Source organism: Streptomyces sp. AC558_RSS880, from assembly GCF_019049255.1.
Classification (GTDB): Bacteria; Actinomycetota; Actinomycetes; order Streptomycetales; family Streptomycetaceae; genus Streptomyces.
The window spans coordinates 1-12,470 of record NZ_JAGMUJ010000050.1 but is presented as its reverse complement, the minus strand read 5'-3'; the positions used below and the strand labels follow the sequence as shown (position 1 = coordinate 12,470).

The window sequence follows — 12,470 nt, the reverse complement described above, 5'->3', positions numbered from 1 at the left end:
GCCTTCCCGGCCGGGGGAGATGCGGGTACCTCGTCAACGCTTCAACATGCATGGCAGGAAAGGTGGGGAACCCGTCGTTGCAGCCACCACGGGCATCGCGAAGAATCGTCCGCATGGCGCAGCGAACCGTTCTCGTCGTCCTCTTCGACCAGGTGCAGAGCCTCGACGTCACCGGTCCCGTGGAGGTCTTCGCGGGCGCCGAGCAGCACACCCCGGGGACGTACCGGCTGCGCACCGCCTCCCTGGACGGCGCTCCCGTACGCACGACCAGCGGACTGACCGTCGTACCGGACGGAGCGCTGGCCGACGCGCCGGAACCGCACACGCTGCTCGTGCCCGGTGGTTGGGGCACCCGCCGGCCCGACCCGCGGCTGACCGACTGGCTGCGGCGGCACGCGCCGCGCGCCGAGCGGCTGGTCTCCGTCTGCACGGGAGCGGCCCTGCTCGCCGGGGCCGGACTGCTGGACGGCCGACGCGCCACCACGCACTGGGCCTACTGCGACACGCTGGCCCGGAACCACCCGGCCGTCGAGGTCGACCCGGACCCCATCTACGTCCGGGACGGCCACGTCGCCACCTCCGCCGGCGTCACCTCGGGCATCGACCTCGCGCTCGCCCTGGTCGAGGAGGACCTCGGCCGCCAGGTCGCGCTCACGGTGGCCCGGCACCTGGTGGTGTTCCTGCGCCGGCCCGGGAACCAGGCCCAGTTCAGCGCCCAGCTCGCCGCCCAGACCGCACGGCGCGAGCCGCTGCGCGAGGTGCAGCAGTGGATCACCGAGCACCCCGACGCCGATCTGAGCGTCGAGGCGCTCGCCGCCCGCGCGGCCCTCTCGCCGCGCCACTTCGCCCGTGCCTTCCGCACCGAGACCGGCATGACGCCGGGCCGCTACGTCGACCGCGTACGCCTCGAACACGCCCGGCGGCTGCTGGAGGACACCGGTGACGGTGTCGAGGAGATCTCCCGCGCCAGCGGCTACGGCACCTCCGAGGCGATGCGGCGCGCCTTCGTCCGGACCCTCGGGGCGTCACCGGCGGAGTACCGCCGCCGCTTCCGGCCCGCCCCCGCACCCGCCCACATCTGAAAGGCCGCCGATGCAGATCGCCATCGTCCTCTTCGACCGCTTCACCGCCCTCGACGCGGTGGGCCCGTACGAGACCCTCGGCCGGCTCCCGGACGCGGAGACCGTGTTCGTCGCCGAGCGGACCGGTCCCGTGCGCACCGACACCGGCACGCTCGCGATCACCGCGGACCGTGCCCTGGCCGAGGTGCCGCACCCGGACGTCGTCGTCGTCCCCGGCGGCCCCGGACAGACTCCCCAGATGGAGAACGAGGTGCTGCTGGACTGGCTGCGCGCCGCCGACGCGTCCAGCGCTTGGACGACGTCCGTGTGCACCGGATCCCTGCTGCTGGCCGCGGCCGGGCTCCTCCGAGGACGCCGGGCCACCTCCCACTGGCTCGCGCTCGACCACCTGAAGCGGTACGGCGCCGAGCCGACCGGGGAGCGGGTGGTGACCGACGGCAAGTACGTCACCGCGGCCGGCGTCTCCTCCGGCATCGACATGGGGCTCACCCTGCTCGGCCGGATCGCCGGCGACGAACACGCCCAGGCCGTCCAGCTGCTCACCGAGTACGACCCGCAGCCGCCCTACGACGCGGGCTCCCCGCGGAAGGCGCCCGCGCACCTCGTCGAGGAGTTCCGGTCGAAGAGCCGCTTCATCCTGACGTAGACACGCTCCAGGTGAAGCGCGGCGCCCGGCGCTCCAGGAACGCGGCGACGCCCTCCGCGGTGTCGCCGCTCTCCCCGGCCCGCTCGCCCCAGTACGCGTCCCGGTCGGTGCGGCCGTCCGCGAACTCCTTCGCCGCCGCCTGCGTCAGCTGCGACCGGGACGCCAGGATCCGGGTGAACCCGGCCACCCGCCCGTCCAGTTCCCCCTCGGGCAGCACCTCGTCCACCAGACCGGTGCGCAGCGCCCGTCCGGCCTCGATCAACTCGCCGGAGAACAAGAGGTACTTGGCGGTGGCCGGGCCGACCAGGGACACCAGCCGCCGGGTCGCGGAGGCCGGGTAGACGATGCCGAGCTTGGCCGGGGTCACCCCGAACCGCGCCCCCTCCTCGGCGAACCGCAGATCACAGGCCGCCGCCAGCTGTGCCCCGCCGCCCACGCAGTGCCCGCGGACCGCCGCCAGGGTCGGCTTGGGGAAGGCGGCGAGCGCCTCCTCCGCCGCCACGGCCAGCCGCTGCGCCTGAAGCGGCGACCCCCGGAGCGTGGAGATGTCGGCACCGGCGCAGAACGTCCCGCCCTCACCGGTGAGCACCAGCACCCGTACGTCAGGGTCGGCCGCCAGCGTTTCCAGCAGCGGCGGCAGGGAACCCCACATCGCGGCCGTCATGGCGTTGCGCTTCGCGGGATTGCGGATGACGACCGTGGCGACGTGCTCGGTGACGCCGTGCAGCAGCTGGGGCTCCATGCGCCGGATGCTATCCGCCCGGGCCGGCGCCCCGGCCGGCAGGGACTCCACCCGGCGGGAGGCGGGCGGACGGCGGAGACTGGGAGAGGGGAGACGGGAGCGAGGAGGCAGTCATGGCCAAGTCCACCAAGCCCCAGGGCGAGGCCGCGAAACTGAGCCGCGGCTTCAGCTGGCTCGCCGTGCTCGGCGTGGTCCTGGTCGTCGCGGGCCTGATCGGCCTGGTCTACACCGGCCTCGCCACCCTGACCTCGATGGTGCTGTTCGGCTGGCTGCTGCTGATCGGCGGCCTGGTCGGACTGCTGCACGCCGTCCAGGCGCGGCACACCAACTTCTTCTGGCTCGGCGTGGTCGTCGCGGCCCTGAACATCGCGGCCGGCGTGGTCGTCCTGAGGACACCGGAGGCCGCGGCCGAGGCGCTCACCATGTTCGCCGCGCTGCTGTTCCTCACCGGCGGGGTGTTCCGTCTCGTCGGCAGCCTGGTGGTGCGCGGGCCGCAGTTCGGCTGGACGCTGGTGCAGGGCGCCTTCGGGCTGCTCCTCGGCGTCCTGGTGCTGGCCACCTGGCCCAGCAGCAGCCAGTACGTCATCGGTACGTTCTTCTCCCTCTCCCTGCTCTTCGACGGGCTCGGCCTGATCGCCACCGGCTACGGCGGACGCCGGATCGTCGGCATGGTCTCCGACCGGCTGGCCGGCGAGGAGACCGCGCGGGCGCAGGAGAAGGGGCCGCACGGCGGCGATCACCGGGCCGCCGAACCCGTACAACCCGAATAGTTCGCCGTTCCGGCACGGGGCGGGCCGGAACGGTCCCACAAGCGACTTTGTCATGCACGGGCGGTCGAGAACGCTCGATATCCGCTGACTTCTGTTCAGGGTCGAGGTGCGGAGCCGGCCGGTGCCAACACTCGACGTGTGGTGACAATCGAGCGTGAGAGCGGCGATTCGCTGCCGTACGAAGGTGTCTGGCGGTTCACCGCCCCGGCCGTCGACGCCTCGGTCCCGCAGGCCCGCCACGCCGTGCGGGACCTGCTGCTGCGCCAAGGGGTGCCGGTCGCGGACGACGTAGTGCAGGGACTGCTGCTGATCGTCTCCGAGCTGGTCACCAACGCCGTACGGCACGCGGCACTGCTGTCCCCGACGCTGGCCGTCGAGGTCGCCGTCGGCGCCGAGTGGATCCGGGTGTCCGTGGAGGACAACCACCCCTACCGGCCCACCGCCCTGGAGACCGACCACGGCCGCACCGGCGGCCGCGGACTGCTCCTGGTGCGGGAGATCACCCGCGAGGCGGGCGGGGCGTGCGACGTCGAGCACACCGCCACCGGCGGCAAGGTGATCTGGGCCGCCCTGCCGCTCAAACCCACGCGGACCGTCTAGGTCACCAGCCCGCCGACGGTCCGGTCAGTTCGCGGACCGCCGGGCGGGCCGCGTCCAGGACGGTCGGGAACCAGGCCGAGAAGGCGTCCTCGGCGTGCCGCTCCGCCAGCTCCGCCGGCGTCACGAACGCCGTGGACGCCACCTCCCGCGGATCCGGCCGCGGCGACGACTGCACCATGCCGACGAAGAGGTGGTTGTACTCCTGCTCCACCAGGCCCGAGGCCGGGTCCGGGTGGTTGTAGCGGACCGTGCCGGCCTCGGCGAGCAGCGACGGGGACACGCCCAGCTCCTCGAAGGTCCGCCGGGCCGCCGCCGCGAACGGCGCCTCACCGGGGTAGGGGTGACCGCAGCAGGTGTTGGACCACACACCGGGGGAGTGGTACTTGCCCAGCGCCCGCTGCTGCAGCAGCAGCCGCCCGTGCTCGTCGAACAGGAACACCGAGAACGCCCGGTGCAGCAGCCCCGGCGGCTGATGGGCGGCGAGCTTCTCCGCCGTGCCGGTCGTCACGCCGTCCTCGTCGACCAGTTCCAGCAAAATCGGCTCGGCGGCGCCGTTCGACGGACTGTGCGTCGCGGTGGCAGGTGTGATCGGCATACCCATCCTTCACTCGGTCTTCGCGCCCCAAGTCTGCCGCACGAATCCGGCACTCCCGGCACTCCCCGACGCGCCCGCATGTCCCCAGGGCGCCCGCGCGGGGGGCGGAAGGCCGCGCTCTCCGGCGCATTGACGCGCGGTGGCGCGTGCGGACCGGTCCTAATGGCAGAGGCGCGCCTCGTGCTCCGCGTGCCCGCCGGGCTCCAGCTGGAAGGTGCAGTGCTCCACGTCGAAGTGGGCGCCCAGGCAGTTCTGCAGCTCGTGCAGCATCTTCTCGTGTCCGATGGTGTTCAGGACGTCGGAGCTGACGACCACGTGCGCGGAGAGCACCGGCATCCCCGAGGTGATCGTCCAGGCGTGCAGGTCGTGCACGTCCTCCACGCCGTCCGTGGCCAGGATGTGCGCCCGTACCTGCCCCATGTCGACGCCCTTGGGCGCGGCCTCCAGCAGCACGTCCAGGGTCTCGCGCAGCAGCTTCCACGTCCGCGGCACGATCATCACCGCGATCACCAGGGAGGCGATCGGGTCGGCGGCCGTCCAGCCGGTGGCCAGGATCACCAGCGCGGACACGATCACCGTGACCGAGCCGAGCGCGTCCGCCGCCACCTCCAGGAAGGCGCCGCGCACGTTCAGGCTCTCCTTCTGCCCGCGCATCAGCAGCATGAGCGACACCAGGTTGGCGACCAGGCCGATCGCGCCGAACACCACCGTCAGGCCGCCCTTGGTGTCGGCCGGGGTGACGAACCGCTCGATCGCCTCGTACAGCACATAACCGCCGACGCCGAGCAGCAGCAGGCAGTTGGCCAGCGCGGCCAGGATCTCCGCGCGGGCCAGCCCGAAGGTGCGGCGCTCGCTCGGCGGGCGGCTCGCGAAGTGGATCGCGAGCAGCGCCATGCCCAGGCCCAGGGCGTCCGTCGCCATGTGGGCCGCGTCCGCGACCAGGGCGAGCGAGTCGGCCAGTACGCCGCCGACGAGCTGGACCACCATGACACCGAGCGTGATCGCCAGCGCCACCCGCAGCCTGCCGCGGTACGCCGCACTCGCGGTACCGCCGGCGGGCGCGCCGTGCGCATGCCCGTGATCGTGCCCAGCCCCCATCGAAAGGCCCCTTCCCGTGTCCCCGTCCGGATCACAGTGAACTACGGGGAGGGGGTATCCGCAACGCGGCACTGAACACCGTTGTCATCTGCCCTGACCTGCGCAAACGATCCGCAGGTCAGGTGGTGGCCGACGCCGCTCGCGGCTCAGCCGCCGTGGTGCAGCCGCCACCCCCGCCACGCCGACTCGATCATCTCGGGCACCGAGCGCCGGGCGGTCCAGCCGAGCCGCTCGGCCGCGAGGGCGGCCGACGCCACCGCGCGGGGCGCGTCGCCGGGGCGGCGGCCCTCGACGAGCGGGGCCCGGGTGTCGCCGGTGACCTCGCCGATGACCGTGATCAGCTCGCGCACCGAGACGCCCTCGCCGCGGCCGATGTTCACCGTCAGGTCTCCCGTGAGCTTCCCCTCGGACAGCTTGCGGGCCGCCGCCAGGTGCGCCTCCGCCAGATCGGCCACGTGGATGTAGTCACGGACGCACGTGCCGTCCGGCGTCGGATAGTCGTCGCCGAAGACGCGCGGGGCCTCGTCACGGGTGAGCCGGTCGAAGACCATCGGCACGATGTTGAAGACACCGGTGTCGGCCAGCTCCGGCGCCGCCGCCCCCGCCACGTTGAAGTAGCGCAGGCACACCGTGTCGATGCCGTGCGCCCGGCCCGCCGCCCGGACCAGCCACTCACCGGCGAGCTTGGTCTCGCCGTAGGGGTTCACCGGGGCGCAGGGCGCGTCCTCCGTGATGAGGTCCACACCGGGGTCGCCGTACACGGCCGCGGACGAGGAGAAGACGAAGCGCTCGATCCCGGCGTCGGTGACGGCGTCCAGGAGCGTCGCGAGGCCGCCCACGTTCTCCCGGTAGTACCGGGTCGGCTGCGCCACGGACTCACCGGCCTGCTTGCGCGCGGCGAGGTGCACCACGCCCGTCACCCCGTGCTCCGCGCACACCCGCCTCAGCAGCGCGCCGTCCAGCGACGAGCCCCTGACCAGCGGGACGCCGGCGGGCAACCGCGCCGGTACCCCGGCCGAGAGGTCGTCCAGCGCCACGACCCGTTCCCCGGCACCGGTCATGGCCCGCGCCACGTGTGCCCCGATGTAACCGGCCCCGCCGGTGATCAGCCATGTCATGGTCGCCCACCCTATGCCGAGCGGATGCGACGGTCCCCGATGTCCCGATCCATGCCATATTTCCGTTCTGGTGGAGCGGTTTGTGGGTCGAGCCCCGCATCACCGATGATGATCGCGGCAGAGGCGCGCGGGCGAACCATGCCGGTCCAATCGTCGAACGGGCGGTGAACGCGGGCTTCCGGGCATCCGATAACCTCTGCCGACATGCCGCCCGGGGGTCCGCACGGGCACCTCAATCGTGTACATGACCGGCGTCGACGCGTCGGCACCCAGGGAGTGAGATTCGGTTGTCGACCGCCATCCTGACCGGTCAACCGGTCCCCGGTTCGTCACTCGAGGGCGATCTGCGCTCCCTCGGATTCGACGTGCGGATCGCGTCCGGCACCGCGGAGGCCGGGACCCTGCTCGCCGGGGTGCCCGCCGGACAGCGGGTCGCCGTGGTCGACGCCCGCTTCGTGGGCCATGTGCACGCGCTGCGCCTCGGCCTTACCGACCCCCGCTTCCCGCTCTCCGCGATCCCCGGCGCCGTCACCGCGCAGCCGGCCGGCCGCCAGGCCCTGATCCGCGCGATGGCCCGCGAGGACTCCGCGGTCACCGCGGAGCGGGCCGGCGGCACCACCCTGGTCGACAGCCTCGCCGACCGCGTCGTCGCGGCCCTCGACGCCGACGGCGCCGACGTGCACCGCCCCGAGCTCGGCAGCCTCGTCGCCACCGTCCCCGGCGACCCCCAGACCCGCAACGAGGCCCGGCAGGCCGTCGCCGCCGTCGACGACGAGGCCGTACGCCTGAAGTCGGCCGTCAAGGCCCGCGACGGCTTCTTCACCACCTACTTCATCAGCCCGTACTCGCGCTACATCGCCCGCTGGTGCGCCCGCCGCGGACTGACCCCCAACCAGGTCACCACCGCCTCCCTGCTCACCGCGCTCATAGCCGCCGCCTGCGCCGCCACCGGCACCCGCGGCGGCTTCGTCGCCGCCGGCGCGCTGCTCATCGCCTCCTTCGTGCTGGACTGCACCGACGGCCAGCTCGCCCGCTACTCCCTGCAGTACTCCACCCTCGGCGCCTGGCTCGACGCCACCTTCGACCGGGCCAAGGAGTACGCGTACTACGCCGGCCTCGCGCTCGGCGCGGCCCGCGGCGGTGACGACGTGTGGGCCCTCGCGCTCGGCGCGATGGTGCTGCAGACCTGCCGGCACGTGGTCGACTTCTCCTTCAACGAGGCCAACCACGACGCCACCGCCAACACCAGCCCCACCGCCGCGCTCTCCGACAAGCTCGACAGCGTCGGCTGGACGGTCTGGGTGCGCCGCATGATCGTCCTGCCCATCGGCGAACGCTGGGCGATGATCGCCGTCCTCACGGCCGTCACGACCCCCCGGATCACCTTCTACGCCCTGCTCGTCGGCTGCGCCTTCGCCGCGACGTACACCACGGCGGGCCGTGTCCTGCGCTCGCTGACCCGCAAGGCCCGCCGCACCGACCGGGCCGCGCAGGCGCTGGCGGACCTCGCCGACTCCGGCCCGCTCGCCCAGGCCCTCACCGGCCCGCTGAAGCACGCCGCGCGGCGGCTGCCCGGCTTCACCGCCCCCGCCGTCGCCCTGACCGGCGGTCTCGCGGTCGTCGCCACGGCCGTGCTCACCGGCTTCGGCGGTCCCTGGACGACCGTCGCCGCCTGCGGCTACGTCCTGACCTCCGCCCTCGCCGTCGCCCGCCCCCTCAAGGGCGCCCTCGACTGGCTGGTCCCGCCGTTCCTCCGCGCCGCCGAGTACGGCACCGTCCTGGCACTGGCGGCCGACGCGGACGTGAACGGAGCCCTTCCGGCGGCCTACGGGCTGGTGGCCGCGGTCGCCTACCATCACTACGACACGGTCTACCGCATCCGCGGCAACGCGGGCGCGTCCCCGCGCTGGCTGGTGCGGGCGATCGGGGGGCACGAGGGCCGCACCCTGGTGGTCGCCGCCCTGGCGGCACTGCTCACCGCCTTGCAGTTCACGGTCGCACTCACGGTCCTCGCCGTGGCCGTGGCCCTGGTGGTGCTCGTCGAGAGCATCCGCTTCTGGGCGTCCGCAGGGGCGCCCGCCGTACACGATGAAGGAGAAACCGCATGATCGGCCTCGTGCTGGCGGCCGGCGCCGGACGGCGTCTGCGCCCCTACACCGACAGCCTTCCCAAGGCGCTGGTGCCGGTGGGGCCCGCGGGCATAGAGGGCGAACCGACGGTCCTGGACCTCACCCTCGGCAACTTCGCCGAGATCGGTTTGACCGAGGTCGCGGTCATCGTCGGCTACCGCAAGGAGGCCGTGTACGAGCGCAAGGCGGCCCTGGAGGCGAAGTACGGCCTCAAGCTCACCCTCATCGACAACGACAAGGCCGAGGAGTGGAACAACGCCTACTCCCTGTGGTGCGGCCGTGACGCCCTCAAGGACGGCGTGATCCTCGCCAACGGCGACACCGTGCACCCGGTCTCCGTCGAGAAGACCCTGCTCGCCGCCCGTGGCGAGGGCAGGCGGATCATCCTCGCCCTCGACACGGTCAAGCGGCTCGCCGACGAGGAGATGAAGGTCGTCGTCGACCCCGCCAAGGGCATGACGAGGATCACCAAGCTGATGGACCCCGCCGAGGCCACCGGCGAGTACATCGGCGTCACCCTGATCGAGGGCGACGCCGCCCCCGAACTGGCCGACGCCCTGAAGACCGTGTGGGAGACCGACCCGCAGCAGTTCTACGAGCACGGCTACCAGGAACTGGTGAACCGCGGCTTCCGGATCGACGTGGCGCCGATCGGCGACGTCGAGTGGGTGGAGATCGACAACCACGACGACCTCGCCCGTGGACGGGAGATCGCGTGCCAGTACTGACCCGGCTCATCCCCTCGCCGGTCGTCGTGGACATCCGCCCGGGTGCCCTCGACGACCTGGCCTGCGTCCTCGCCGACGAGCGCATCTCGCAGTCGGGCCGGCTCGCCATCGCCGTCAGCGGCGGTTCGGGCGCCCGGCTGCGCGAGCGGCTCGCGCCCTCGCTGCCCGGCGCCGACTGGTACGAGGTCGGCGGCGGCACCATCGACGACGCGGTCCGGCTGGCCGGCGAGATAAAGGCCGGTCACTACGACGCGGTCGTGGGCCTCGGCGGGGGCAAGATCATCGACTGTGCCAAGTTCGCGTCGGCACGCGTCGGCCTGCCCCTGGTCGCCGTCGCCACCAACCTCGCGCACGACGGCCTCTGCTCGCCGGTCGCGACCCTCGACAACGACGCGGGCCGCGGCTCGTACGGCGTACCGAACCCGATCGCGGTCGTCATCGACCTCAACGTCATCCGCGAGGCCCCGGTCCGTTTCGTGCGGTCCGGCATCGGCGACGCCATCTCCAACATCTCCGCGGTCGCCGACTGGGAGCTGGCCCACCGCGTCAACGGGGAGAAGATCGACGGCCTGGCCGCCGCCATGGCCCGGCAGGCCGGCGAGGCGGTGCTGCGGCACCCGGGCGGGGTCGGCGACGACGGCTTCCTCCAGGTGCTGGCCGAGGCGCTGGTCCTCACCGGCATCGCCATGTCCGTGTCGGGCGACTCCCGCCCCTCCTCCGGCGCCTGCCACGAGATCAACCACGCCTTCGACCTGCTCTACCCCAAGCGGGCCGCCGCCCACGGCGAGCAGTGCGGACTGGGCGCCGCCTTCGCGATGTACCTGCGCGGCGCCCACGAGGAATCGGCCCACATGGCCGAGGTGCTGCGCCGGCACGGACTTCCGGTGCTGCCGGAGGAGATCGGATTCACGACGGACGAATTCGTCCGGGCCGTCGAGTTCGCCCCGGAGACCCGCCCCGGACGCTTCACCATCCTCGAACATCTCGACCTGAAGACCGAACAGATCAAGGACGTCTACGCCGACTATGTCAAGGCCATCAGTAGCTGAACTCCGTCCGGTCGTGCACCCCCCGGGGGTCAAGGACCGGCGCAGCGGTGAGCACTGGATGGGGCGCCTCTACATGCGCGAGGTGTCCCTGCGGGTGGACCGCTACCTGGTGAACACCAGGGTCACCCCCAACCAGCTCACGTACCTGATGACCGTCTTCGGCGTCCTCGCGGCCCCGGCGCTGCTAGTGCCGGGGATCACGGGGGCCGTCCTCGGCGTGGTCGCCGTCCAGCTGTACCTGCTGCTGGACTGCGTCGACGGGGAGATCGCCCGCTGGCGGAAGCAGTACTCGCTCGGCGGGGTCTACCTGGACCGGGTCGGCGCCTACCTCACCGACGCGGCCGTCCTGGTCGGCCTCGGTCTGCGCGCCGCCGACCTGTGGGGTCCCGGCCGGATCGACTGGCTCTGGGCCTTCCTCGGCACCCTGGCCGCCCTCGGCGCGGTCCTGATCAAGGCCGAGACCGACCTCGTCGGCGTCGCCCGCCACCAGAACGGGCTGCCGCCGGTGAAGGAGGCCGCCTCCGAGATGCGCTCCTCCGGCATGGCGCTGGCCCGCCGGGCCGCCGCCGCGTTCAAGTTCCACCGCCTCATCCTCGGCATCGAGGCGTCCCTGCTGATCCTGGTCCTCGCGATCGCGGACGCGGTCCAGGGCGACCTGTTCTTCACCCGCCTGGGCACCGCCGTCCTCGCCGGCATCGCCCTGCTGCAGACCCTGCTGCACCTGGTGTCCGTCCTCGCCTCCAGCAGGCTGAAGTGAGCGCCGGCATGAAGGTCGGCGCGGTGATCATCACCATGGGCAACCGCCCCGACGAACTGCGCGCCCTGCTGGACTCGGTCGCCAAGCAGGACGGCGACCCCGTCCAGGTCGTGGTCGTCGGCAACGGCTCGCCCGTCCCCGAGGTCCCCGAGGGCGTCCGCACCGTCGAACTGCCGGAGAACCTCGGCATACCCGGCGGCCGCAACGTCGGCATCGAGGCCTTCGGCCCCGGCGGCACCGACGTCGACATCCTGCTGTTCCTCGACGACGACGGCCTGCTCGCCGGCCACGACACCGCCGAGCTGTGCCGCGAGGCCTTCGCGGCCGACCCGGCGCTCGGCATCATCAGCTTCCGCATCGCCGACCCGGAGACCGGGGTCACCCAGCGCCGCCACGTGCCCCGGCTGCGTGCCTCCGACCCGATGCGCTCCTCCCGCGTGACCACCTTCCTCGGCGGCGCCAACGCCGTACGCACCAAGGTCCTCGCCGAGGTCGGCGGGCTGCCGGACGAGTTCTTCTACGCCCATGAGGAGACCGACCTGGCCTGGCGGGCCCTCGACGCCGGCTGGCTGATCGACTACCGGTCCGACATGGTGCTGTACCACCCGACCACCGCCCCCTCGCGGCACGCGGTCTACCACCGCATGGTCGCCCGCAACCGGGTCTGGCTGGCCCGCCGCAACCTCCCCGCGCTCCTGGTCCCGGTCTACCTGGGCGTCTGGATGCTCCTCACCCTCCTGCGCCGGCCCTCGCGTCCCGCGCTGAAGGCGTGGTTCGGTGGATTCCGGGAGGGCTGGGCCACCCCCTGCGGACCCCGCCGGCCCATGAAGTGGCGTACGGTGTGGCGGCTGACCCGACTGGGCCGGCCCCCCGTCATCTGACAAGCTCGTATCCGGGAACATCGGGGCCGTACCCAGGCTCCCCGGCTCATGCCAGGCCCCCCGTGGGCCGCGCATCTCGAGGACGAAAGTTTTCCACCAGTGAGTGAGACCACGCACGACGGCACGGTCGCGGTCACCGCGACCGTGCCGCCCGACGAGGGCCTGACGGCGGACCGGCTCGCCGCCAAGTACGGCCTCACGGTCAGCGGCGCCCGGCCGTCCCTCGGCGAGTACGTCCGTCAGCTCTGGGACCGGCGGCACTTCATCCTCGCCTT

The 12,470-nt window shown here is 72.7% G+C and carries 13 protein-coding genes and 1 pseudogene; 10 read left to right on the top strand and 4 right to left on the bottom strand.

What is annotated here, in order from left to right; translation table 11 throughout:
- Positions 1–113 precede the first annotated feature (113 nt).
- Both KUM38_RS19355 and KUM38_RS19350 read left to right on the top strand, forming a co-directional pair.
- Positions 114–1,082, top strand: a complete 969-nt coding sequence (locus tag KUM38_RS19355; RefSeq protein ID WP_217130656.1) for a GlxA family transcriptional regulator — start codon at positions 114–116, stop codon at positions 1,080–1,082.
- Positions 1,083–1,092: 10 nt separating this feature from the next.
- Positions 1,093–1,728: a DJ-1/PfpI family protein gene (locus tag KUM38_RS19350; protein WP_217130655.1), complete on the top strand. Its 636-nt coding sequence runs from the start codon at positions 1,093–1,095 to the stop codon at positions 1,726–1,728.
- On the opposite strand, the gene KUM38_RS19345 is transcribed toward KUM38_RS19350, so the two are convergent.
- A complete protein-coding gene (locus tag KUM38_RS19345; protein ID WP_217130654.1) occupies positions 1,715–2,470 on the bottom strand; it encodes an enoyl-CoA hydratase/isomerase family protein in 756 nt (251 codons plus the stop codon). The two genes, KUM38_RS19350 and KUM38_RS19345, sit on opposite strands and share 14 nt — an antisense overlap.
- Before the next feature lie 113 nt (positions 2,471–2,583).
- Here KUM38_RS19345 and KUM38_RS19340 point away from each other — a divergent pair, with 113 nt between their 5' ends.
- Complete coding sequence (locus KUM38_RS19340; protein WP_217130653.1) at positions 2,584–3,240, top strand: HdeD family acid-resistance protein; 657 nt, start codon at positions 2,584–2,586, stop codon at positions 3,238–3,240.
- A gap of 138 nt (positions 3,241–3,378) precedes the next feature.
- The gene (locus KUM38_RS19335; protein WP_217130652.1) at positions 3,379–3,840 is read left to right on the top strand and encodes an ATP-binding protein; all 462 of its coding nucleotides are present in this window, start codon (positions 3,379–3,381) and stop codon (positions 3,838–3,840) included.
- A gap of 1 nt (position 3,841) precedes the next feature.
- Here KUM38_RS19335 and idi read toward each other — a convergent pair whose 3' ends face one another.
- The 3 genes from idi to galE form a co-directional block, all read right to left on the bottom strand.
- Positions 3,842–4,435 (bottom strand): isopentenyl-diphosphate Delta-isomerase, encoded by a 594-nt coding sequence (idi, locus tag KUM38_RS19330; RefSeq protein ID WP_217130651.1) that lies wholly within the window; start codon positions 4,433–4,435, stop codon positions 3,842–3,844.
- A 159-nt stretch (positions 4,436–4,594) separates the two neighbouring features.
- Positions 4,595–5,533 carry a cation diffusion facilitator family transporter gene (locus KUM38_RS19325; RefSeq protein WP_217130650.1) on the bottom strand — a complete coding sequence of 313 codons (939 nt, stop codon included), beginning with the start codon at positions 5,531–5,533 and terminating at the stop codon, positions 4,595–4,597.
- A gap of 146 nt (positions 5,534–5,679) precedes the next feature.
- The gene (gene galE / locus KUM38_RS19320) at positions 5,680–6,651 is read right to left on the bottom strand and encodes a UDP-glucose 4-epimerase GalE (protein ID WP_217130649.1); all 972 of its coding nucleotides are present in this window, start codon (positions 6,649–6,651) and stop codon (positions 5,680–5,682) included.
- 287 nt (positions 6,652–6,938) lie between these two features.
- Here galE and KUM38_RS19315 point away from each other — a divergent pair, with 287 nt between their 5' ends.
- The 6 genes and pseudogenes from KUM38_RS19315 to KUM38_RS41950 form a co-directional block, all read left to right on the top strand.
- A complete protein-coding gene (locus tag KUM38_RS19315) occupies positions 6,939–8,759 on the top strand; it encodes a DUF5941 domain-containing protein (RefSeq protein WP_217130648.1) in 1,821 nt (606 codons plus the stop codon).
- Positions 8,756–9,508: a sugar phosphate nucleotidyltransferase gene (locus KUM38_RS19310; RefSeq protein ID WP_217130647.1), complete on the top strand. Its 753-nt coding sequence runs from the start codon at positions 8,756–8,758 to the stop codon at positions 9,506–9,508. Before KUM38_RS19315 ends, KUM38_RS19310 begins: the two co-directional genes overlap by 4 nt.
- Positions 9,496–10,557 carry an iron-containing alcohol dehydrogenase family protein gene (locus tag KUM38_RS19305; protein WP_217130646.1) on the top strand — a complete coding sequence of 354 codons (1,062 nt, stop codon included), beginning with the start codon at positions 9,496–9,498 and terminating at the stop codon, positions 10,555–10,557. Before KUM38_RS19310 ends, KUM38_RS19305 begins: the two co-directional genes overlap by 13 nt.
- Positions 10,535–11,314 carry a CDP-alcohol phosphatidyltransferase family protein gene (locus KUM38_RS19300; protein ID WP_217130645.1) on the top strand — a complete coding sequence of 260 codons (780 nt, stop codon included), beginning with the start codon at positions 10,535–10,537 and terminating at the stop codon, positions 11,312–11,314. Before KUM38_RS19305 ends, KUM38_RS19300 begins: the two co-directional genes overlap by 23 nt.
- Positions 11,315–11,322: 8 nt before the next feature.
- A complete protein-coding gene (locus KUM38_RS19295) occupies positions 11,323–12,195 on the top strand; it encodes a glycosyltransferase family 2 protein (protein WP_217130699.1) in 873 nt (290 codons plus the stop codon).
- A gap of 99 nt (positions 12,196–12,294) precedes the next feature.
- A pseudogene (locus KUM38_RS41950) lies at positions 12,295–12,470 on the top strand (ABC transporter permease); the annotation flags it as partial.